The sequence below is a fragment of the Clostridium sardiniense genome, assembly GCF_050584765.1.
GTDB lineage: Bacteria > Bacillota > Clostridia > Clostridiales > Clostridiaceae > Clostridium > Clostridium sardiniense_A.
In genome coordinates, this window is record NZ_JBNOOR010000001.1 from 1,313,289 (window position 1) to 1,336,694 (window position 23,406).

The 23,406-nt window shown below is 24.2% G+C and carries 29 protein-coding genes and 1 pseudogene; 7 read left to right on the forward strand and 23 right to left on the reverse strand.

Annotated elements, in window-relative coordinates; translation table 11 throughout:
* Nucleotides 1-5 precede the first annotated feature (5 nt).
* From ACQPUW_RS06385 to ACQPUW_RS06415, 7 genes are all read right to left on the reverse strand, one after another.
* The gene (locus tag ACQPUW_RS06385) at nt 6-1,037 is read right to left on the reverse strand and encodes a hypothetical protein (protein ID WP_430836632.1); all 1,032 of its coding nucleotides are present in this window, start codon (nt 1,035-1,037) and stop codon (nt 6-8) included.
* A complete protein-coding gene (locus ACQPUW_RS06390) occupies nt 1,021-1,917 on the reverse strand; it encodes an ABC transporter ATP-binding protein (protein WP_430836633.1) in 897 nt (298 codons plus the stop codon). Before ACQPUW_RS06390 ends, ACQPUW_RS06385 begins: the two co-directional genes overlap by 17 nt.
* Entirely contained in the window at nt 1,914-2,480 is a 567-nt protein-coding gene (locus ACQPUW_RS06395; RefSeq protein WP_430836634.1) for a hypothetical protein, read from the reverse strand. The genes ACQPUW_RS06390 and ACQPUW_RS06395 overlap by 4 nt, the downstream gene beginning before the upstream one ends.
* Before the next feature lie 96 nt (nt 2,481-2,576).
* Complete coding sequence (locus tag ACQPUW_RS06400; protein ID WP_430836635.1) at nt 2,577-3,212, reverse strand: hypothetical protein; 636 nt, start codon at nt 3,210-3,212, stop codon at nt 2,577-2,579.
* 89 nt (nt 3,213-3,301) lie between these two features.
* Complete coding sequence (locus ACQPUW_RS06405; protein ID WP_430836636.1) at nt 3,302-3,496, reverse strand: hypothetical protein; 195 nt, start codon at nt 3,494-3,496, stop codon at nt 3,302-3,304.
* A gap of 49 nt (nt 3,497-3,545) precedes the next feature.
* Nucleotides 3,546-4,076 carry a TetR/AcrR family transcriptional regulator gene (locus ACQPUW_RS06410; RefSeq protein WP_430836637.1) on the reverse strand — a complete coding sequence of 177 codons (531 nt, stop codon included), beginning with the start codon at nt 4,074-4,076 and terminating at the stop codon, nt 3,546-3,548.
* 240 nt (nt 4,077-4,316) lie between these two features.
* On the reverse strand, nt 4,317-5,018 hold the full coding sequence (locus ACQPUW_RS06415; RefSeq protein ID WP_430836638.1) for a LytR/AlgR family response regulator transcription factor: 702 nt from the start codon (nt 5,016-5,018) through the stop codon (nt 4,317-4,319).
* A 175-nt stretch (nt 5,019-5,193) separates the two neighbouring features.
* On the opposite strand from ACQPUW_RS06415, the gene ACQPUW_RS06420 reads away from it, so the two are divergent.
* Nucleotides 5,194-5,622 (forward strand): divergent PAP2 family protein, encoded by a 429-nt coding sequence (locus ACQPUW_RS06420; RefSeq protein ID WP_430836639.1) that lies wholly within the window; start codon nt 5,194-5,196, stop codon nt 5,620-5,622.
* A 21-nt stretch (nt 5,623-5,643) separates the two neighbouring features.
* Here ACQPUW_RS06420 and ACQPUW_RS06425 read toward each other — a convergent pair whose 3' ends face one another.
* Nucleotides 5,644-6,675 (reverse strand): exonuclease domain-containing protein, encoded by a 1,032-nt coding sequence (locus tag ACQPUW_RS06425; protein WP_430836640.1) that lies wholly within the window; start codon nt 6,673-6,675, stop codon nt 5,644-5,646.
* Nucleotides 6,676-6,762: 87 nt separating this feature from the next.
* On the opposite strand from ACQPUW_RS06425, the gene ACQPUW_RS06430 reads away from it, so the two are divergent.
* A complete protein-coding gene (locus ACQPUW_RS06430) occupies nt 6,763-7,386 on the forward strand; it encodes a hypothetical protein (protein ID WP_430836641.1) in 624 nt (207 codons plus the stop codon).
* Between the two features lie 34 nt (nt 7,387-7,420).
* Here the strand turns inward: ACQPUW_RS06430 and ACQPUW_RS06435 are convergent, their stop codons facing one another.
* The 5 genes from ACQPUW_RS06435 to ACQPUW_RS06455 all read right to left on the reverse strand — a co-directional run bounded on the left by ACQPUW_RS06435 (nt 7,421) and on the right by ACQPUW_RS06455 (nt 12,620).
* Entirely contained in the window at nt 7,421-8,335 is a 915-nt protein-coding gene (locus ACQPUW_RS06435) for a hypothetical protein (protein ID WP_430836642.1), read from the reverse strand.
* A gap of 319 nt (nt 8,336-8,654) precedes the next feature.
* Entirely contained in the window at nt 8,655-9,686 is a 1,032-nt protein-coding gene (locus tag ACQPUW_RS06440; RefSeq protein ID WP_430836643.1) for a DUF6398 domain-containing protein, read from the reverse strand.
* 553 nt (nt 9,687-10,239) lie between these two features.
* Nucleotides 10,240-11,109 (reverse strand): glucose 1-dehydrogenase, encoded by an 870-nt coding sequence (locus tag ACQPUW_RS06445; RefSeq protein WP_430836644.1) that lies wholly within the window; start codon nt 11,107-11,109, stop codon nt 10,240-10,242.
* 169 nt (nt 11,110-11,278) lie between these two features.
* Nucleotides 11,279-11,788, reverse strand: coding sequence for a TIGR04002 family protein (locus ACQPUW_RS06450; protein ID WP_430836645.1), 510 nt, complete (start codon nt 11,786-11,788; stop codon nt 11,279-11,281).
* A complete protein-coding gene (locus ACQPUW_RS06455) occupies nt 11,778-12,620 on the reverse strand; it encodes a pyridoxamine kinase (protein ID WP_430836646.1) in 843 nt (280 codons plus the stop codon). Before ACQPUW_RS06455 ends, ACQPUW_RS06450 begins: the two co-directional genes overlap by 11 nt.
* A gap of 157 nt (nt 12,621-12,777) precedes the next feature.
* On the opposite strand from ACQPUW_RS06455, the gene ACQPUW_RS06460 reads away from it, so the two are divergent.
* Nucleotides 12,778-13,017, forward strand: a complete 240-nt coding sequence (locus ACQPUW_RS06460) for a hypothetical protein (protein ID WP_430836647.1) — start codon at nt 12,778-12,780, stop codon at nt 13,015-13,017.
* A gap of 36 nt (nt 13,018-13,053) precedes the next feature.
* On the opposite strand, the gene ACQPUW_RS06465 is transcribed toward ACQPUW_RS06460, so the two are convergent.
* Together ACQPUW_RS06465 and ACQPUW_RS06470 are read right to left on the reverse strand one after the other, a co-directional pair.
* Nucleotides 13,054-13,668 (reverse strand): DedA family protein, encoded by a 615-nt coding sequence (locus ACQPUW_RS06465; protein ID WP_430836648.1) that lies wholly within the window; start codon nt 13,666-13,668, stop codon nt 13,054-13,056.
* Between the two features lie 108 nt (nt 13,669-13,776).
* Nucleotides 13,777-14,319 carry a hypothetical protein gene (locus tag ACQPUW_RS06470; protein ID WP_430836649.1) on the reverse strand — a complete coding sequence of 181 codons (543 nt, stop codon included), beginning with the start codon at nt 14,317-14,319 and terminating at the stop codon, nt 13,777-13,779.
* A gap of 213 nt (nt 14,320-14,532) precedes the next feature.
* Between ACQPUW_RS06470 and ACQPUW_RS06475 the strand changes: the two genes are divergently transcribed.
* From ACQPUW_RS06475 to ACQPUW_RS06485, 3 genes are all read left to right on the forward strand, one after another.
* On the forward strand, nt 14,533-14,976 hold the full coding sequence (locus ACQPUW_RS06475) for a hypothetical protein (protein ID WP_430836650.1): 444 nt from the start codon (nt 14,533-14,535) through the stop codon (nt 14,974-14,976).
* 267 nt (nt 14,977-15,243) lie between these two features.
* The gene (locus ACQPUW_RS06480; protein WP_430836651.1) at nt 15,244-15,987 is read left to right on the forward strand and encodes a M15 family metallopeptidase; all 744 of its coding nucleotides are present in this window, start codon (nt 15,244-15,246) and stop codon (nt 15,985-15,987) included.
* Between the two features lie 11 nt (nt 15,988-15,998).
* Nucleotides 15,999-17,228 (forward strand): CapA family protein, encoded by a 1,230-nt coding sequence (locus tag ACQPUW_RS06485; RefSeq protein WP_430836652.1) that lies wholly within the window; start codon nt 15,999-16,001, stop codon nt 17,226-17,228.
* A 314-nt stretch (nt 17,229-17,542) separates the two neighbouring features.
* On the opposite strand, the gene ACQPUW_RS06490 is transcribed toward ACQPUW_RS06485, so the two are convergent.
* From ACQPUW_RS06490 to ACQPUW_RS06500, 3 genes and pseudogenes are all read right to left on the reverse strand, one after another.
* A complete protein-coding gene (locus ACQPUW_RS06490; RefSeq protein ID WP_430836653.1) occupies nt 17,543-18,076 on the reverse strand; it encodes a deoxyuridine 5'-triphosphate nucleotidohydrolase in 534 nt (177 codons plus the stop codon).
* A gap of 249 nt (nt 18,077-18,325) precedes the next feature.
* Nucleotides 18,326-18,700: a phage holin family protein gene (locus ACQPUW_RS06495; RefSeq protein ID WP_430836654.1), complete on the reverse strand. Its 375-nt coding sequence runs from the start codon at nt 18,698-18,700 to the stop codon at nt 18,326-18,328.
* 346 nt (nt 18,701-19,046) lie between these two features.
* Nucleotides 19,047-19,550: pseudogene (locus ACQPUW_RS06500) on the reverse strand (FAD-dependent oxidoreductase); the annotation flags it as partial.
* Between ACQPUW_RS06500 and ACQPUW_RS06505 the strand changes: the two are divergent.
* Nucleotides 19,551-19,829 (forward strand): helix-turn-helix domain-containing protein, encoded by a 279-nt coding sequence (locus ACQPUW_RS06505; protein ID WP_430836655.1) that lies wholly within the window; start codon nt 19,551-19,553, stop codon nt 19,827-19,829.
* Nucleotides 19,830-19,850: 21 nt separating this feature from the next.
* On the opposite strand, the gene ACQPUW_RS06510 is transcribed toward ACQPUW_RS06505, so the two are convergent.
* From ACQPUW_RS06510 to ACQPUW_RS06530, 5 genes are all read right to left on the reverse strand, one after another.
* Complete coding sequence (locus ACQPUW_RS06510) at nt 19,851-20,831, reverse strand: DUF4428 domain-containing protein (protein ID WP_430836656.1); 981 nt, start codon at nt 20,829-20,831, stop codon at nt 19,851-19,853.
* A gap of 295 nt (nt 20,832-21,126) precedes the next feature.
* Entirely contained in the window at nt 21,127-21,633 is a 507-nt protein-coding gene (locus tag ACQPUW_RS06515) for a hypothetical protein (protein WP_430836657.1), read from the reverse strand.
* 12 nt (nt 21,634-21,645) lie between these two features.
* Nucleotides 21,646-21,894: a hypothetical protein gene (locus ACQPUW_RS06520; RefSeq protein ID WP_430836658.1), complete on the reverse strand. Its 249-nt coding sequence runs from the start codon at nt 21,892-21,894 to the stop codon at nt 21,646-21,648.
* A 102-nt stretch (nt 21,895-21,996) separates the two neighbouring features.
* Nucleotides 21,997-22,377, reverse strand: a complete 381-nt coding sequence (locus ACQPUW_RS06525) for a DUF5658 family protein (RefSeq protein WP_430837286.1) — start codon at nt 22,375-22,377, stop codon at nt 21,997-21,999.
* 25 nt (nt 22,378-22,402) lie between these two features.
* Entirely contained in the window at nt 22,403-23,320 is a 918-nt protein-coding gene (locus tag ACQPUW_RS06530) for a YHYH domain-containing protein (protein WP_430836659.1), read from the reverse strand.
* Between the last annotated feature and the right edge of the window lie 86 nt (nt 23,321-23,406).

The window sequence follows — 23,406 nt, forward strand, 5'->3', positions numbered from 1 at the left end:
TTCTTTTATTTTATAAACTTAGATATAAGCCTATTTATAATTATATTAGAAATAAGTATAAATATTATTTCTATAAAAATAAATGATATAATATATTTTTCATTATAAAAATAATTAATCATAAAAATTTCATTTATAAAAAATGATCCATATGATCCTATTGCAATAGATGCAAAAAAAGTTATTACATACTTAACATTTTTAAAAACAAAAAAGTTGGATATATTTTCTATTTTAACTCTTTTATTTAATAATTTAACTATAAATAAAATACTAAAAGATATTATTAAAATTAAAAAACCACCAAATATATTTATCATATTATTATCTGCTAAATAATATAAGTAACTTTCTTTTTGAAGTTCATATTGAAAACAGTTCAAATAAGATAGAAAAACATCTCTTATACGAATAATATACGTATATATTGGATGATCTGATTTAATAAGTATCTCTATATTAATAACAGTAAAAATATACAAAGATGCAGGTATTAATAATATTGCAATTATCGTAACAAAAGAATTTGAAAATAATCTATCTATAAGAAGCGAATATGCAATAGTTAATATACCTAAAGCTAATAACTTAAAACAATCTTTAAATAATACCTCATAATAATTAGAGCAATAATACAAAACATCACTATGTTTATATCTAATACATATACCTAAATAAATATATATAACTATGAATAATATAACTATACTTACATTACACAATAAATTATTCCAAAATATTTCATTTCTATTATAAGGTCCACTATTTATCAATATCATTTTACTTCTTTTTTTAAGACCATTTCCAGCAATATATACTAATATTATTAAACAAATAAATACTATTATTGAACTTAAATCGATTAAAATAAATTTATCACTAATAAACGTAGCTATTCTATTTTTAAAATCTATAATCTTATTGCTGTAAATACCTAAATATAAATAGCCAGTCCATATAAATGTTGCTAATAATATTGCCCACTTAGTTGTATAAAACCATTGATAAATTAAGCTTTTTTTAATTATATTTTTCATTTATACTCCCCTCTTCAACTTGATAAATAAACATATCCTCTAAAGTTAAGTTTATTTCTTCTATGAATATGGGATTTAGTTTATTAAGTTTTTTTATAAATATATCATTGTAGTCTTTTGTTATTAATGTAAAAACTCGCCCTATTTTATTAACAGAGAATACTTCATTAAATTCTAAGAAATCCTCTTCATATATTGGTTTATCAAAAGCTACTTGAATCTTTTTTACTTTAGTATTTAAATTCTCAAGACTATCATTATATAGAATTTTACCGTTATTTATAATAACTATATCATCACATATATTTTCTAATTCATTTAAATGATGAGAACTTAATATTATAGTTGTATTGTTTTCCTTTGCTTCATTTTTTAATAAATTAAAAAACTTTTTTTTAAAGATAACATCTAGCCCTGAAGTTGGCTCGTCCAGTATTAAATATTTAGCACTTATTGAAAATGCAAACATAATATTTACACACATTTTCATACCTTTTGATAATTGGAATATTTTTTTATCTAATGGAATTTTAAATAGTTTATTTATTTCTAAAAATTTATCTTCATTAAAATTTTTATATGCAAGTTTATAATATTTTTTTATATCTTTTATTTTAAAGTTAGAGAAAAATGTATTTTCATCTTGTACATATCCTATAGATTCTTTTACTTTAGAATTATCAAAAACATCCATACTATCATACAATATATTTCCTTTTAGTGGATTGTATATGCCAGTTAAACAATTTATAAGAGTTGTTTTCCCTGCTCCATTTGGTCCAATTAATCCAACTACTCGTCCTTCATTACAATCAAAATTTACATTTGTAAGTATTTGTTTATTATCTATACTCATTGAAACATCTTTAATCTCTATCAATTTATCACCTCATTTGCTACCTCATAATTAGGATCATCTGAATTTAACTCATTAAACCAAAATAAATCAAATACATAACTTCCATCTTCCTTTATTACGATAGCATCAAGGGTTATTGGTACTTTTATTTTGTCAATGACTGAACTTCTCCCATTTGTATAATCATAAATATAAGTTATTCCGTATCCTTTAAATCTAAAGGGAATAATTTCATTAGATAACTTATAATTATTTATTTTACTAGCTTTATCTATATATTCATTTATTATAGTTTCTTTTTGAGCATCAGATAATTTTATATTATCTTTTAATTCAACTTTATCATAATTATTTCCTGAATAGGATAGTCTTTTTCTTTTAGATATACAATCATAAAGAGTTTGAGTATCTATATTATTAAACCTATCATCCTGAACACGTAAAAGGTTATTATTAAAAGATTCTATTAAAGAATTTACAGAATAGAATTTATGTTTAGGATTTAATTCTGTTGGCTTTACTATAATTACTGTTGTTAATATAGTTAATAAACCTATTAATATTATTATTTTGGATTTTTTCACTCCCCCATCACTCCTATACATAAGGATTTTACATATTTTTCTATAAGTTGTCAATTTATTATTCCTTATATATATCTTAAATATTTCTTAATAAATTCAATTGTTTTTTTCTTTTATTATATTTTCTTCTGTACATAATTTGTTAAGTGTATTTAATAAGTCTTTATATCCATTTTTAATATATTCATTATTACATAAATTTTCATAGGATACTGTATCAATATTTAACTTCAAAATTTTATTTACATTTCCACCATATATTTTTTCTAATATTGCATAAAACCCTTTTATGACTTCATAATTTTTCTCTTGTATGCCTTCATTATATTTTAATACATCATAATTTACTTTCTCAATTATTCCATATAACTGATACAAATAACTTAATTCTCTTATATTATATCTATCACTTAAAGTCGAAACTGCACATGAATAATTTTTATTTATTGGTATAGGATAAATATACTTTATATCATTACTTTTTGATACTATTCGTATACTTTGATATATAGAAGTACATATATCTAATCTTATAACATTTGCATTTGCACAAAGTTCTTTAACCTTGAATCGTTCTTCATATTTTCTATTATCCTCTATAATATCATGCTCTTCTCTCATCCTTCTTTTGTGCATCTTATTATTTATAAGCCAACTAAACCAAGCTCCTAGTGCTGAACCAGCTAAAATTGATAATGCTGAGATTATAGATGTAATTACTGGAATAGGCATGTGTATCCCTCCTTTTTTATATTAAATTTATTATTAGCAACTTTAGTTTTTTTATTACAGTATAAAAAAAGCTAGTTTTTATAACTAGCTTAAAAATACTCTTCTTCAATTTTTTTTCTGTAACATTCCATTGAACAATATACTTCACCTTCATTTTCATCAATGTAATTTTGGTCTTCAATTAAATTTCCACAATAATGACAAAATATATTATCCTTATTAAATTCATGTTCATGAATTATGTCACAATCTATTAGATTCTTTAAATACTTCTTATATAACATGAAATCCCCCATATAAACTATTACTTAATATATGTTTATTCAAGTAAAATTAAAATATTTTCAATATGGAAATTAGAAACTTAATATTAGCATCATCATTATTTTCTCGTACATTAATTAAAAAAACTATATTATATAAAAGCAACTTAATTAAATTAATAACTTCTTTTTCAGTTGTTCTTTTAAAATCTTGTAGGTCTAGCTCATTTACAAACTCATATAAGCGAATAAGTATAGTTTCTTTTATTATCTTATTTTGATTTAATATTTCAGTTCCTAATCCTTTTCTTTCCTTGATATCAGCATATAAGACGTTAATAAACTTTATTGTCTTAAGTTCATTTTTTTCTTCTTTAATTAACTCTTTTTTTAATTTATCAAAAGTATTATTCCAGCTTTTTTCTAAGACTTTCAAGAACAAATCACGTTTATTTCCATAATAATTATATAGTGTACCTACTGCAACATCACATTCTTTTGCTATAGCTTTAATGTCAACATTATCATAACCTCTATCAGTAAATAATTGCCAAGCAACATTAAATATTTTTTCATCTAGATTCTTTATAATTTTTGGCAATAGACTTCCCCCTTTTATTTATAATACATTTATAGTAAAACATGTTAATAAGTAAATCAACATGTTTAATACAACTTTAATTAAAAACTAATTTTTATATTATTAAACTTTTATAATATAATTATATTTATAAAAAAATGAGCCTATAAATATAGGCTCATTAATAAAAAAACTTTTTTATATTATAAGTGCTTATAATATTTTTATTTAATATTAATTCATTTTAAAATTTTAATATCATCAAAGTACATTATTAAATACTTTTTCAACTTGACTTACTTTATATCTACTTACAGGAATAGTTTCATTATTATATAATGTAATAATATTCTTTCTATATTCTTTAATATACTTCTTATTTACTAAATATCCTCTATGCGCTTCTATGAATCCATCTTCCTCTAATACTTCTACAAATTTATTAAATTTTATACTATTTGAATAATATATTTCGTTTTTTGTATGTATCCTTATTTTTCTATTTTCAATATCAAAATATAATACTTCATCTTTATTTAAGTTTATAAAACCATCTTTTATTTTAAATGAAATTATACTATTTTCTTTTTTATAATAATCTAAAAAATCTTCTATTACTTCTTCAATTTCATCATTTATTCTATTTTTTCTAACGAATCTAAATGGTCTAAATTTAAAGCTTCTATATACACATTTATCAAATGATGTCACAAAAACAAGTTCAGTATTATTATCTATATTTTTTATTCTTTCAGCAACTTGTAGACCATTTATATTAGGCATGCATATATCTAAAAATATTATATTATAGAAATTTTTTTTATATGTTTGTATAAAATTTAAGCTATCTGAATACTTTTCAATATTTATATCAACTTGAAATTTTTTAAATATATTATATACTTGTTTTTCGAATATATTTAAAAAATTATAGTCATCATCACAAATGGCAATATTGATCATCTTTACGTCATCCCCCCTTTTTTTCATTTTATCATATTATTGGAATTAACTCTTATTAACTTAACTTTTTTTAATATTTGTTCATATACTTAAATTAAAATTTTCTTTTATTAGCTTATTATTTTTTCACTTAAAAGGTATAATAAAAATAGTTGTAAAATATGGAGTGATATATATGATAGTAGAAAATAAATTAATTATTTTAAGTTTGATAGCTTTATTTTTAGCTCAATTTTTAAAAATACCTTTTGGGTACATAGTAACAAAAAAAATAGATTTTAATAGATTATTTGAAACAGGCGGAATGCCAAGTTCACATTCAGCCTTTATAGTTTCATTAACTGTAGGAATAGGTAGAACAAGTGGATTTGAATCTCCTATTTTTGCTCTTTCATTTGTATTTGCATCAATTGTAATGTATGATGCAATGGGTATTAGAAGAGCTGCCGGTGAACATGCTAAACTACTAAATTTAATATTATCAGCAGATAATAAATTCACATTCGATCATACCAAATTAAAAGAGTTATTAGGTCATACTCCATTTGAAGTTCTAGGAGGAATAATATTGGGAATAATAGTAGGATGTTTTTTTCCACTATAAAAGAGTAGATAATAATTTTTATTATCTACTCTTTCTTTCTTCAAAATATAATTTACTTAAATTATAACTATCATCTAATGCATTATGTTGTGACCCTTCAAATAAAATACCATATTTTAAAACTGCATTTTTTAAAGATAATGAATCATCTAACTTTAATATATCTTTACATAATACTTCTTGATAGTCAATATTATAATTAAGAATATAATTAACAATTTCAATGTTCTCTTTTGTTCTATTATTATCATTTTTTAAAACTGCAATATCATTTCCACCCCAATATAAAAATAGTTTATCATTATTTCCACACCATAATTCAAACTCTTTAAAAACACTCTCAAAACTTTTAGCTTTATCTATTTCTTCTTGTTTTAAAGAAGTTATTTCTATACATTTATCTGTTAATTTATATATTTTTTTAGGTTTTATACATCTATAAAATTTAGATATTATTTCACCATCTAATGTTGTTTTTACGGCTCCTATACTTATTATTTCTACATCATTAAAATTTACAAGACAATTCATTTCAAAATCAAAAAATATAAGTTCTTTTGCTTTAATAAGATACTTATTTAATTTTAATAATGTACTATTTCTTTTTATAAGCTTTCTATACTCCTTTCCAGCTTTTTTGCATCTAATATATAATGCCATTGGAGGTCTTTTTTCTTTGCTTATTATTTTTCTTACATTCTTTATTTCTATACATTTATAATTATAAAACTTATCTAAAAAGAACTGTATATATTCATACTCTTCATTATAAGAAAAACTTTTCTTATTTATTTTATTAACTACATCTTTTTTATCAGTAAAAAAGATAATATTTCTATCTGCTTCTATTTCATTTAAAGAAATAAGAGAAAGTATGTTTTTACAAATATAATGTAGTCCATGATAGTATGCTATTTTATAAGATTCTTCTTTTAATCTTTTCTTTATTTTTATTAAAACTTTATTATTACTAGGATCTTTAATAATATATTGTAATATAAAATTATTAGTTTCCCCTTCTATATAATAATAAGCCTCTATGTTATTGTTCATTTGTATATTAATCCCTTCATTGATATAATTATATTTAATATTAAATCATTAAATTTATATTTAATGATAAGATTTTGAGGTGTTCTTATGAATAAATTAAGTAAAAAAATACTAACAATACTAATAATAATCATAATTATTATTATATCACTTTTTATTACATATAAAGTTAGCTTTGAACCTAAAGTTCAAGTAACTTCAATTAATTCTGAAGTTCAAGTTGATACTAAAAATCTACTCGGAAAATTTATTCCAAAGGATGTAGATTTAAATTTATCAGGTATTAAATTAGAATCATCAGCATCATTTAGTGAAGAGGAGATAACTAATTTAATTATTGCTTTTATTAAAGATAATTCTATACAATCTGATGAACTAAAAGGTCTACAAACTGTAATTGATAATAATCACTTACTATTATATATTAATTTTGACTATAAAGGAATTCCCCTTCAAGCAGTTATAAATTTTACTATTTCTGCTGAAAATAATAATGCAGTTCTTCATTATAATTATGGGAAAGTAGGATTTATTGATATTCCTAAATCATATATATTCGATCATATAAAAAATAACTCGATAATATGGAAGGAAGAGGCGAATAACGATATTTTTATATCTTTATATAAAGATTATGGGATTTCTATAAAAGAAGCAAATTTAAATGACTCTAAATTAAATTTAAAATTCCAATTGAAATTTAATTTTTAAAATTAAAAGACACATATTTATATATGTGTCTTTTTCAAACATATATGCTTATAGGAATGATTTGATAAGGATTATCTGTAATTTTTACTCTAGGACATTTAGGTGGAGTAATTCCTAACTTATATAGACAGTCGAATGCTGGTATACATTTATATAACATCTCTTCATAAAAATCTTGTTGTCCTGTCTTTCTTAAAAAATGGACATTATCATTATTACAACATTTTTTAACTATTTTCCCAACTATGTTACAATTACAATCTATATTATCTAATTTATTAGCATTATTGTTTAAAAAATAACTATTATTTATTGTCAATACTATATCCTTATTTTGACACCTTAATATTAGATCACTTGTATTGTTTAGATGTAATTTGGATTGAATTTCGCTTAAAAATTTATCGATTATATTAAAATCTAAGCAGTCAATATCTGCTGAGAGTTCATTTAATTTATCACATCCAAAACAATTTATAATAGTCTTCAATGAATCTACATATTCACTTAAAGACTCACTACATATTGTTCCATTCACTTGTACATAATCACCTTCGTTTACATTACCTGAGCATACATCACTTAAAGTTTTTAGTTCTCCTTTATCTTGTAGGCTGGTTACTATGTTTCTATGAAAAGTAAACATAGTAAAAATTCTTTTTTCCTCTTCCTCTATCCTAACAAACCCTCGTTCTTCTATGGTGCTATCATTATCACATCCATAAGTATATGTACTTGCATCTGAATTAGTATAGCCTTTATACCCCTCTCTTTTATCTTTACTATATCTATCTTCACAAAAATTTGTTTCTTTACTCTCATTGTGTAATTTACCACTTAAGGTTCTATCGCATGTTCTTCTCTTAGTTAAAACCTCAATAAAGCCTTCCGCTATCAAGGAAGATAATCCTTTTATTAATAATTCATCTAAATAAAGAAGAAAATTCAAAATAGGCTCCTCCATCTATATTACTCTTCTTATATATCTATGAATTTACATCAAATATTATTAAAATTAATAATATTAACATAAGTAAAAAAATAGCATAAAGCTATAAATTACTATGTTCTTATTTAAAGTAAATAGATAATTACAAAATAGTTCTATAAAGAATTGTGGCCAATTTTCAAATAAAGAACGTAATTAGAATATGTATTCGGAAATAAAAACTATAGCTATAACTATATTATTTTGAAAATCTATTGTTATAAAGTAATTATAAATATTTTATTATTATATAAAAAAAAGTAGGATTTAATCCTACTTTTTACTTTATCTTATTTATAGCTTTAATAAGCCATGATCCGATTTTCTGATTTGTCCATAATGGTAAACTATATTCAATACAAAGACTTGCTTCTTCTAAGCTGCCTTTTTTATATGAACTGATTTCGCCATCAATAGTTGGTATATTTCCAACTAAGCATTCTATAAAATATGAATTATGCTTTAATGCCTTTTTTAAAGATTTTCTAGCATTTTTTCTATCATCCTTATAATAGTAATATAATACTTTTGCATATTTAAAAAATATGCAGTCTTCTTCATTGTATTTTTGAAGAATTGTATTAGCAAATTCATAATCTTTATTTATTAATGCTCTAAAAACTATAGAATGTCGTACATTTCTTGAATCATATTCATCTAGTTCTAGTAGCTCTTTTTCTATTCTAAAACTTTCTTCATAGTTCCCTAATGCAAACTCATAGTTAGATAATGTTGATAATATAGTTAAATAGAAATCACCTTCTGCAGATACTCCTATTTGCCCTTTATATTCATTAAAATATTCTTTTCCAAGCTTATCTTTTAGCATTACAGCACATTTTCTAAGCTCTATAGCTCCTTTTTCTACGTCATCTATATTTAATGCTTTATCAAATAAATCAATAACACTATCTTCACTATCACAACAAGATGAACATTTAGCTTTATCATCTTTTACTTTCCACTCTTTAGATGTCTTGTCTATATTTAATAGTTTTCTAATTTCTCTTGACTTACTTCCAATAGTTCCTTCTGAAACTTCAAAAAAATCTGCTAACTCATCCATTCTTAGCCCTCTTTTATTAAGAGTATCATTAACAAAGAAAATTGAATGTACTATTCCAGCAGACCATGTATTACTTTTTCCTCTTGATAGTTTATTATCTTCATTATTAGCTAATACTTCAATTAATTTAGCACATATTTCTGAATATTCATCGTCTAATACTTTACTACAAAAATTATTTATATTATTTATTATTTCTTCTACCCGAACGTTTAGTTCATCTGGTACATTTACAATGTATTTCATTTACTCCTCCTAAGTAATAATTTTAAACTTTCTTTTAAATCACATTTTAATATTATAACTTAAAACTATAAAATTTTCACTATTAATTTTCATATTGTTATTGTGTAGTCAAATATTAATTAATTTGTATTATTTAGAGCTACAATAAATGTAGCCATAATAAAAAGAGGAAATTGATTAATTTCCTCTTTTTATTATACAGATCATTTAATTATTTTTTTCTCCGTAAAAGCATTTCTATTATCTATATTTTCACTATGACTCTTTACTTTTGCATTTGATAGATTTCCAGTAGTTTCTTTATTTTTTTTATTTTTACCCATATTTATCACCTTCCTATATACTTAGTATAATCTTATTGGATAATACTATACTTTAATTATTAATTGATATTTTTATATTATTTCTTTTTCAGCAAATTATTTAAAATAAACTTACTTTATCCAATTCGTTGTTATTTTAATATTAGCTTTTAATTCAGCCGTATACATTAGTATCTTTTTATAAATCTCTTTATAAAATTTTAATCTACTTTAATTTCATATTCTATATACTAGCTATTAACTACTTCCCCACCATTAATATGTATTGTTTCTCCAGTTATAAATGAAGCTCCTTCACTAGCTAAAAAGACATATGCTTCAGCTAACTCTACAGGTTGAGCAGGCCTTTTCAAAGGCACTTTAGATCCAAATTTTTGATAATCACTCTTTTTAAATGAAGATGGTATTAAAGGTGTCCACACTGGACCTGGTGCTACAGCATTTACGCGTATCCCCATATCTGCCAAGTTTAATGCTAGACTTCTTGTAAAAGAAGTCAATGCACCTTTTGTTGATGAGTAATCAATTAGAGCTTTATCTCCATGATATGCTGTAATAGAAGTTGTATTTATAATACAATTTCCCTCTTTCATATATGGTAAAACAGCCTTACTCATATAAAATGCTGAAAAAATATTAGTTTTAAAAGTTCTTATCAACTGTTCAGAAGTGATTTGTATTATAGAATCAGCAGTATGTTGTTCTGCCGCATTATTAACGAGTATGTCAACAGTTCCAAACTTTTCTATAGTTTTTTTTACAACTTCTTCGCAAAAAGATTCTTCTCCTATATCACCTTCTATAGTTATTCCTTCACAGTTCTCTGCCTTGACTAATTCTAAAGTTTTATTAGCATCTTTGGATTCATTGAAATATACTATTACAATTTTAGCTCCTTCTCTTGCAAAAGCTAAACTAACAGCCCTACCAATACCACTATCTCCACCTGTAATTATAGCTACCTTATTCTTTAATCTTTTTCCATCATTTATATAGCTATTTAAAGAATATATAGGTAATGGATTCATATTTTCTTCTATACCAGGCTGCGCCAGTTCATCTTGTTTACTAAAGTCATTAGGGAATTCATTTTTTGTCATAAAAATCACCTCAATAAAAATAAGTTACTTTATTATTTTCTCTTATATGTGATTTAATATTCATAACTAAATTTCTCTATTAAAATCTATTATATATAATTATTAATAACGAAAAAAATCTATGTGAAATCACATAGATTTTTGTTTTTTACAAATATTTTATCATTTATTATTCTGAAATAACTTTATTAAATACTCCTATTTTATCTAATATGCTACCTATAATTATGAATATAATTGAACTAGAAACGCCTTGTACTATATCTAGACTAGCTGCTGAAAATCCTAAAAACATATTACCAACAAATATACCATTTGCAATAGAGTATCCTATGTAAGTTATAAAGATAGCTAATATTGAAGCGATTATATTTCTTCTGCATAATATCTTTTCACTTTTATTTGTAAATGCTAGTACTAGCAAAGGTTTTATTATCATAGTTGGAATAACCCAAACTACTGCACCAGATAGAAAGTCTGATAATCCTCCTCCTATAATTGCTGCCATTATAGCATATCGTTTTGGTAAGAATACTGCTGCTAGAAAAATAAAAACATCTCCTAAGTGAATATATCCCCCATTTAATCCTGTTGGTATATGTAAAAAGAATGTTGTCATAATAACAATAAGTGAAGTGAATAAAGCTGTTTTTATTAATACTTTTATATTATAATTCATCTAGTAAAACCTCCTTTAGAATACCTTCAAATTGAATTCCATATCTAGGATCTGTCGAAACATTCATTGTTTTATCAATAGCTTTTGAAATAAATTTAGAAGCTTTTTTCATAGCTACTTTTATATTAATTCCTTTTAAAATATATCCACTTATTAATGAAGTAAATATATCCCCAGTTCCGCTATAAGAGCAATTATGATAGGTGGATTTTTCTAAATGAAATTCATCTGTATCTTTACTATATAATATATTAAAGATACTATTATCTATTATAACTCCTGTTATTACTACATAGCTAGGACCAAGTTTTGAAAGAGATTTAGCTATAGATTTTACTTTATTTATATCTATATTATTTATATTAATTTCTTTAAAATTATTTTCTGCTAATATTATAGCTTCTGTTATATTTGGAGTTATTATATCAGCCATACATACTAATTCTTTAATTTTATTACATAACGATACTGTATATGTATCATACATATTTCCATTATCCCCCATTACAGGATCAACTATAACTATAGCTTTATTGTTGAATCTTATTAATTTCTCTATCATCTCTATTTGCTCCTCAGAGCCTAAAAAACCAGTATATATTGCATCAAAATATTCATTACTTTTTTGCCAGATTTCTAATGTATCTTTCATACTATCACTCAAATCATAAAATGAAAATTCATCAAATCCTGTCTGATTTGACAATACAGCTGTAGGTAATGGACACGCTTCTATATTTAAAACTGAAAGCAGAGGCAGTGCAACTGCTAATGAACATTTTCCTATTCCTGATAAATCATTTATTATGGCTACTCTCTTTTGTCTGTTCATTTTAATCTTCTCCTATAAAATATTTATTAACTATGGTATCATACTATTTAGATATCTCATAATGTACCGATACATTATTTCGTATCACATGTTACTGAAATTTTTTTATAAATCTTATATAATAAAATAAATTAATAAAACTTAGGAGGAATTTATTATGAGTTGTGGATGTTCATCTTTAGGAAATGATGGAAAAGCAGTTGCAGATTTAGTTAGAGGTAAAGGATTTGAAAATATACCAACAAAAGTTAATCATACTATAGTTTGCTCATGTGGTGATACTTTTGTTATGGATAAATTAGTATGTAAATGTCCTAAATGTAATATGACTTATGCTGTAACACCTTGTAGTTCTGATAATAAGGAAAATATAAAGGCTTGCGGAATTGATTATTAATAAAAAATAACCTGTATGTATACAGGTTATTTTTTATTATAATTTAGCAAAAACTCTTCTTTTTTTATTTTTAATTTTATGACGAATAAATATAATAATTATTATTACAAGTACTATTATATTTAAATATTTTTTTAATAAAATAGTTATTAGTTCAAAATTATCTCCTAAAAAATATCCTATAAGAATCAATACCGTATTCCAAAAAGCAATTCCAATAGATGAATATGCTATAAATGTTAAGTAATTTAATTTTTGTGCTCCAGCGAGTATAGAAACATATGTTCTTGTTATTGGAACAACTCTAGCTATAAGTACAGCTATTTTTCCATACCTATTAAACCATCTATTCAAAGAATTAATTACTCTTCTAGTTTTAGGAAATTTCAGTTTACTATAATTTAATAACGGCGCTCCCCCAATAACTCCTATAAAATAACATATGGTTGATCCTATTATTCCTGCTAAAATTGAAGTGATAACAACTAATAAATAGTTTAATTCACCTTTATAAACTAACATGCCTATTAGAGGCAATAATATCTCACTTGACATAGGAAAACATGCATATTCTAAAGCTACAACAATTAATATTCCAATATACCCCATAGTTTCTGTAAATGTTATTAACCAATCTATAATTTCACTCATTTATTATTCACGCACCTTACTAGTTATATGTTTAAATAATACTCAATAAAGTGTGCTTTTATTACGAAAAAGAACCAATAGTATTGATTCTTTTTCGTGATAATATAATTATTCAATTGAAATACTAGATATCTTATTAGTTTCATCTTTTTCATTTAAATTCGTAGTATATGTTTTATTTACTATATTATAAGCTTTATTTTCAGTTATCTTTTCATTAGATTTATTAAAATATTCTATACTCCCACAATTAGAATCTAATCTCGTACGAGTCTCTATTATTTCCTTATTATTGATATTGATTTTACAATATGATATTCCATATAAACTGTTATTTACATATCCAGCCCATACATTTTCCCCTACTGAATCTAATGTTCCAATTACAGAAATTACTTTATCATCATATCCTTTATAAATATAATTTAATTTATTAAATTTTGCTATTTCTAATGATAATGTGTTTGTATCATTTATTTTAGAATATGTATTATTATTAGATTCAGTTATTTTTATTTTATTCCAATTATTATAATTACCAGAAACCTTTGTAGCTTTATTGTTTATATCAATTAATAAATTAAAAATACAACTTCCAAACAATATTGCCAAAATTATTATTATTAATGTTTTTGTTATATTATTTTTCATTCTCGCCACCCTTTATTTCAACTTATAAACATATATTTTCCATAAATTATATATTTATTCTTTTATAAGAAAATATTATATAAATTTATTATTTACACTTTTTTCTATTTATAGAAGGATTTTTAAAAAAAGTATAGAATTAAATTAATATACAAAAGAGAAGTTATTGGGTCATTACAAAAAGAAAGGGTTGATATTATGAATATCATTGAAATGGAAAAAATTTGTAACAAAAGAAACTGTGTTGAAAGAATTATTTATAATCATTTGGTGGAAGAGAGAAATATTGCTGATTTGCTAATTAATTTTTTAAATTATTGCAAAGTAAAGAATCTTGACTCTTTAAAAAATCTTGATTCTAATTCATTTAGTATCATATCTACTTACGCAATATATACAGAAGTACTAAGTAAATACGTAAGAAGAGAAAATGTTATTTACCAAAATATGAAGCAAATACTAAATATGCTCGATACTAGTAAAGATAGTATAAGAGATTTTATTAATGGTACTTTAGAAGAAGAAAAGCTAATTACTAATTTAAATAAATTTATTTGTTTTGCAGGAATATCAGATAAATTTAATGAGGAATTTTTAAAAGATTGTAAAGATAGATATGTAACTAATCTTAATTATATTTTAGAAAAGTCAAAGTAGTTTATAAGGGGGTTTACTTTTGTATACCCTCTTTTTTTTTATTATTTTTAACTATTAAATTTTATATAATATGTAAATTATTTTAATTAACTTTTAACAATAGAATGTAATTAGGTATATTCTATTGTTTTTGTTAAAATATCCTAGTAATATATACATTGAAATGCCAATATATTAATAAGTATATATAAATTCGGTGGTGTATAATGCTTCCGAATTTTTATTTTGCTTATACTGAAGGGAAGTGTAAATATAAAAAATTTCAAGTTGAAGTTAATAGTTATTATTTCATTTTTAATTTCGTCAGTTTTATTATATAACTTATACTTACATGAAATTGATAAAGTAGAATCTGAAAATAAAATTATAAGTATTGAAAACAGTATTAAATTATTAGAAGAAAAAAGAGATAACCCAGAAGTCTTTTTAGTAAATAAAGATACTCTTCTTAATGAATCTTATAAGCCATCTGATATAGTAGAAAGCAAATTGCCATTTTTACCATATATAACCACCACTAAATTAAATAAAAATGTTGCTATTAAAGCCAAAGAGATGTTTGATGCTGCTAAAAAAGATGGAATTTATTTAATGGGAGCTTCTGGATTTAGGTCACATAATGTACAAGTTATTCTTTTTAATTCGAATGTAAAGAAAAAAGGTATTACTGAAACTTTAAAATACTCTGCTCCTCCTGGTGCAAGTGAGCATGAAACCGGATTCTCAATGGATATAGTAAGTACAGAATTTGAAGATTTGGATTTTAAGTTTGAAAATACAAAGTCTTTTAAATGGCTTATAAATAACTGTTATAAGTATGGATTTATATTAAGATATCCAAAAGATAAAGTTTCAATAACAAAATATGCATATGAGCCTTGGCATTATAGATATGTAGGAAAGGTTGCTGCTGAAGATATAATGAAAAACAATTTATGTCTGGAAGAATATTTATCTAAATTAGATTATGAAATTACTTCTTTAAAAAATAAATTAAATAACAAAGGATAAGAGTGATATTAATGAGTAAGCATTCGAAAAAATATTTAACATTTAAAAATTTTATCTTTTTATTTGGAATTATAATTATTTTAGGATTATCATTTTATGGAATTTATAATATATTCTATAAAAATAAAACCAAAAACTTTGAAGTTAAGCTTAATAAAAATGAAAAACTATATACTATAACTTCTGTTGGAAATATGATGACTCATGATGCACAAATTGCAGGTGCCAAAAAAGATGATGGTACTTATAATTTCGATAAAAGCTTTGAATATGTGAAAAATTATATAAAAGATTCAAATTTAAGTATAGGAGTATTTGAAGGAAATGTTAACGGCGGGAAGCCTGAAGGATATCCTACATTTAATTCCCCAAATGAATTCTTAGAAGCTTTGAAAAATACAGGATTTGATGTAATAAATTATGCATCTAATCATGTAATTGATCAAGGTACGAAAGGATTAAAAAGTACTATGAAAAAAAGTACTAATGATGGATTAATTAATCTTGGAGTAAAAGATAATAAAGGTGATAAAAATTATATAATTTATGATATTGATGGACATAAAGTTGGATTATTTGCTTATACCTATAGGACTGGTGCAAATTCTATAAATAGTATTCCAATACCAAATGAAATAAAGCCACTAGTAAATTCATTCAGTTATGATGATCTTCCTAGTCTTTATAAAAGTGTTCAATCATCCATAGATGATATGAAAAAAGAAGGAGTTGAGTTTATTATAGGTTCTTTTCATTGGGGTGATGAGTACAGTACTAAAGTTAATAAATCACAAAAGGAAATTGCAAATAAGATGAATGAAATGGGCGTAGATATCATACTTGGAAGCCACCCTCATGTTATTGAACCATATGAAATAATTACAAATAATAATCACTCAACATTTGTAATATATTCACAAGGTAACTTCTTATCAAATCAATGTTATGAAGAAATTAAAAATTCTCTAACTGAAGATGGTTTATTAATTAGATTTACATTAGGATTAAAGAATAATAAATTATATTTAGATAAGTATACAATTATTCCAACTTGGGTATACAGACGTCCTAAAGGAAATGGTCTATATACTCATACGATTATTCCTGTGGAAGCTGCTATAAAAGATAAGACTAAATTTGATCTTCCTGATAATGCTTATATTAGAGCTGAGCGTTCTCTTAATAGTACAAAAGATATTTTAGGAAATGATTTCGTTGGTACTAAATCATTTCCTAATTAAACAAAAAAAGACCATATTATATGGTCTTTTTTTGTTTAATTAACTTTACCATCATTTTTATTAAAGTAATATACTGCTAAACTACATCCTATTGAAGCAGCCATAATAAATATAAATAATTCCATAATAATATTATCTCCTAAAAATTAATACTTTTTAATAAGTATATGTGTCATAATTTTTATTATGTTTATTTTTTGTTTTATTTCTTATTATTTCATTTACGAGTATTTTATATAAGATACATTTAGCGAATAAAAAGCATCTACTTTAACATAGATGCTTTTTATTCGCTAAATTTAAGCTTTTATATATTATTTAATTCCTGTGCTACCAAATCCTCCTCTGCTATCATTTCCAAAGCTATTTTTTTCATTAATTATTAATTCTGGCATAGCTTTGTTTATTTTCATTTGACACACTCTATCATATAACGCAATTTCTCCATCTCTTAATGCATAACAAGGATAATAATATATATCGTTATCTCCTATGTAAGTATCGTCCCCTACTCCGTAATGATTAGTTTGAATCAATCCATAATTTTTAAAAGTAGAACTTCTAGGTACAATATTAATTTCATACCCTTTAGGTTGATTTAAAGATATTCCTAAGCATAGCATCATAGAATCACCTTCTTTATACTTTAGGATTCCATCTTTAAAATCTTCTTCTGTTAACTTTATTCCATTTTTCTTTCCACCAATAATCACTCTAAGATCTATCCAATTTCCTTTATCTATTTTCTCTAATTTTGGCATATTCTTATCATGGTAAATTATATCTAAATTAATTGGTTTATTTAATTCTTCCTGTATCATTTCTCTAATTATTTCCTTATTTATCATATGTATCCATCCCTTTCAAATTGTAAGTATATTATATTATAACTTGATTGTATAATTGTTATCAAATATAAATTATATAAGTTTTTAATAATTGTAATTTATATATTTATTTTTTTATTTAATAATTATTTACGAGCATTTCTTTTAAGATCTAATATTTAATATTAGATCTTAAAAGAAAAGAGCCTATTAGGCTCTTTTCTCGATTATTAAATTTTATTAGTTGTTAAGTTATTTTTAATCTGTATACTACATAACTCTTCCAGGTATTATTGCATCTAATATACCAATTATTAAGGCTGCTATTAATGCTCCTACTATAGATGAACTCATATTTGGAACTAAAAATTGTGTTAAATATATTATTATAGCTGCTACAATAAATCCTTTTATACCTTTTCCAAAAGGTGATGCATCAACGCCCATAAATAACTCTATTACATAGTCTACAATACTTATTATAACTGCTGCTAATACAACTGACCAAAATCCACTAATAGTGAATCCTGGTGTAAAAAATGCTGTTACTCCTAAAACAATCGTAAATAAAACTAATCTTACAAGCCATTTTAAAAAATGATTTGTGTTTGTTTGATTCTTTTCTTCTACTTTACTGTTTCCCATTTAAACTCCTCCTTAGTAAACTATTATTATCATATATATTTTTCTCTACTAATAAAAAAATATACTATGGAATAATTAATAATTTTATACGCTAAACTAAATAGTTTTCTTAATTTAAATTTTTATATTATTTATATATTTTTTTAATTTTACTAACTTATTTAATTCATTTTTTTTGTATAACTATTGAGCCTTTTTCCTTGCATTTCTTTGTATTTGCTACGTACTTTGAAAGATAGCCTTTTATTTTATAATTAGAATATTTTAGGCACACTCTTATAATAAGTATTTTTATAAATATAATGAAAAGCCTACTTAAAATATTATTTTAAGTAGGCTCAGTTTGTTAGCAAAGTTTTTGTTCAAATATATTATCAAGATTAAGTTTTTTTATTTTACCTTTTATCTCGTTGATGTCTGTAGTATATAATCCTTGTTCTTTCATTCTCTTAAAATATTCAGAGCCCGCAAATGTATATCTATTCTTTCTGCCTTCTCTACTATTTGATTTCTCATTTGCAAATGCAATTATATCTCCTATTGCTAGACTTCTTGGCATTATTAAGAGTGGCATACCCATAACTTGTCTTACAGCATTATGACCTGCTAAACTTCCCGTACATATGGCTTCTGTATGGCCAACAAAAAGTCCTGATTTTTCTCCTCCACATAATAGATTGGAAACACTGTCTACTCTCATATCATTACTTCTAGGCGCTACAGAAAGATATCTAATAGAATTACCTTTACTTCCAGCATAAGGATCAACATATTTTGCTTTTTCTAATCCGATTATTTTTCTAAGTTTCTTTAATGGATAATAAGTAGTCATCAATTTGGCATGTGCCGTGTGAACAAAAGAACAACATTCAACCAAATATTCGAATCTAAAAACATATCTTTACTATCAATATATCCTGATAAAACTATAGGTGATAAAATAAAGCTTTTAAGGCTTAAAAGTGGACTATCATATAATGAATTTGCTAAAAAGGCTAATGTAGGAACTATGACTATATATAGATGGGAATCTAATCAACGTATACCTAATAAACAATATTTAAATCAATTAATAAATAATTTTAACTTATCTAAAAATTATTTTGATATACGTATAAGAAAAGCCTAGGAATTTTTCCTAGGCCTTTTATTATAACTTTTCTCCACAAGAACTACAGAATTTTGAGTCTGAGGCTAGTTTACTTCCACACATTCTACAAAAAATATAATTCTGATCTGAATTAATATTTTCATTGATTGTTTTATTCTCATCAATAATTTTCGCACCAGTTACTATATTATTAACTGCTTGTGAGTTTTCACTTTGTCTAGATATTATTTCTAATACTGATACTATTTCATTTATATCTTGCATCGCTTTTGTATATGTAGATGAATTAGTTTTTGTTTCTTTTGTAATTAAAGATATAATCTCGTATGGTCTTTCTATAGTATCTACGACTACCCTTACTGATAAACTCTTAACAAGTTTCTTTGTTCTCTTTTTACCAGTAACACCACCGACTATAGCACCAACTCCACCAAATAGAACTCCGCCAGCAACAGCTCTTCCTAATCCACCTGATGTTATTGTATCACCATCTTCTAATACTTCATAAGATACTAAATCTGAAAATTTAAATATACGTGGTCCTATTGATCCAATCTTATTTGTTGGTATATACCATTTTTTTGTTTCATCATTTACACATAAATATATTCCTACTGATTTAGTTGGCTTAAAATTTATTAAATCATTTTTAAATATCTGTACTTTATCATATACTGATTGTAGTTCTTGTATATTAATTTTCTTATAATTAATCATAGTCGTCCCTATATAATCTGTATATGTTCTACTGCAACTACCGCATATAAAACCATTCTGACATTGATGATTAAGTAATCCTAACTTATTACCGCATACATCACACTTGTCCCAATCATCCCCTGCATCTTCTATGATTTTTATTATCTCTTGTGCAGTCACTTTATTTGTACCGTCTAGTAAATATTTCTTTACTTTCTTTTTACATTTGCTGCAAACTATTCCGTCCGCACATTTTGATCTCGTTACACCTGCTTGTTCTCCACAAATAGAGCACACTTCTTTTGAACTAAATAATCCCATTATTATTCCTCCTTAGTAAAACCAAGAATATATTACCATAAATATATCATTTATTTTGTAAATAAACAGTTAATTAAATTTGTAAAATATTAATAATTTAATTAACTCCTACTCTCAATATCTTTTTCATATATTTTATCCCCCACTTTTAAAATACCTCTCATTATAAATAGATGTATAATATAAAATATTATGTCAATAATTAAAATACAAATGCATTAAAAATACCATTTGATCTCACTAAAATAAAAGGCCAGATTATATCTCTGGTCTTTTATTGATTACATTAAAATATTTATTTTTCTACATTTGCATCAAATTCTAAATTTTGTCCATATGTTTCACTTGAAAAAATAATTTTAACTTTATCACTTTCATTAGTTAATCCATAATACGCATTAACCGTACAATTAGTACCTGGTGTTAATTCTTTTGGCTTTCCTTTAGGAAACATATCACTTGAATTAGCTATCGTTCCTTTAGAATCAGCCACTTGTAAATCAGCACCATGAATGTATAAAGTATTATCATTTTTATTTAAATTCTTATATGTATATGTAACTTCTATTATTTCTTTAGCATCTTTAAAATCTTCTTTATACTCAAAATCATTTGCCTTTTTAACAGAATCTATTTTTAATGAATACATATCTTTTCCATCATGCTTTATAATAGCTTCTTCTCCAACTTTATATACCTTATTCTTATTTGCAGATTTTTTATTTTCTCCGCAACTTACCATAATTCCAGCTGTTATTATAGTAACTAAAAATAAGCTTAATATTTTTTTTGCTTTCTTCATTTGTTTCTCTCCTTAAAAAATAATTATAAACACTATAAATATAATAAAAAATATAAATAAAGTACCTATGATATCTACGATTGATACTGTAGTTTTATTATAAACTTTATTGTAAGCAGCCTTCCTAGGATCATTAATCCACCCCATACCTTTTTTACCGTATGCTGGATTGATTGATTTTTTTATTTCTCTATTAATCCTCCCAGTAGTTCTAGCGCTTATGCTCTTCTTTAAGCTAGGAGTTCTTACTCCTACTTTCATATTTATTCCCCCTTATCTAATATAAGAATATTTTACCATGGATTATATTTCTATTATGTAAACAGTTTATTAATAGAAAAAAAGATGCTATATAATAGCACCTTAGATCACATTCAATAATATTAGATATAAAAATATATATGATATATGCATTAAATTAATTATTAAATAAATACCTAATGCTCCATTCAATATAAAATTAGACATTAATAATTGCTTATTTGTTGCATTAATCATTCTTTTAATTAAGTAATATATAAGTAATCCCACTAAACCTACTTTAATAAGAATACTTAATATAGGATTTTCTACTACGTTAACCATAACCCCATTAGCTTCTTTAAACATACCTGTTTTTAATAAAATTAAAGTAAGTGTTATATCACTTACATTTAAAATATATAGTAATTGTAGCTTTCTCTTTATATTTGTATATGAATATTCTTTAATAAATAAAAAAATAAGACAACACCTCCATAACAGAAAGTGTTATCTTAAAAATTATATATTATTCACTTTTATTTGATTTTTTCTTCTTATAAACTACAGTACCAGCACCAATTGCTCCTAATGCAATTACTCCACCAGCTAGTCCAACACTACTATCTTCTTTATCGACCTTAAGTTCTTCTTTTTTAGAATTATAAGCACTCATATATGCTTCTTTAAATTCAGTATCTATTGAATCATCAAATGACATAGCACTCTTTTCTTCTGTTGCATCACTTATACCCTTTGACTTATACTCTTCTAATTTATCATTCTTATAATCATTATATCCCTCATCATACCCACTGTTGTATGCTGCTGTTATAAGTTCACTTTTATATTCAGTATTACCTTTATTATCTCCTTTATATCCAGTGTTATATCCGTCTTTTCTAGCTATCTCAATTTCAGCTTCTATCGTATCTTTACCAGAGCTATATCCTTCTTTATATGATGCAATATATTCTTCTTTATAGTTTTTATTATATTGTGAGCTTAAATCTTCTTTCTTTGCAAAACCATCATCATATCCATTTTTATATCCTTCTTTTTTAGCTGTTTCTTTTTCTTCTCTTTCTTTAGCTTCTTTTGCAATTCTCTCTTCTTCTGCCTTCTTTGCTTTTAATTCAGCATCATTATTTTTTTTGGCTGTTGCATTATTTGTAGTGTTATTTGCAGTATTCTTATTTGTATTAGATGTTGAATTACTTGAACTATTGTTTTTAGTAGGCTTACTATCATAAGGACATCCATTATCATGTAAATGTGGTCCATACCCATGATGATAATGATATGGTCCTAATCCTGAAACATTCTTATTGTCTTTATGCCCTCCATTTGAGTCGGTTCTTCCTGAGTGTGCATTAGCAGTTATAGAGCTACCCATTATAAGTATAGATATAAGTAAAGTAGTAATTTTAAATTTTGTTGACTTCAAATTAATTCCCCCTATTGTTCATTAACAGTTTATTCATAATTGTTCCATAGTAATGTTACAATAGGTTACATATCAATTCAATATTT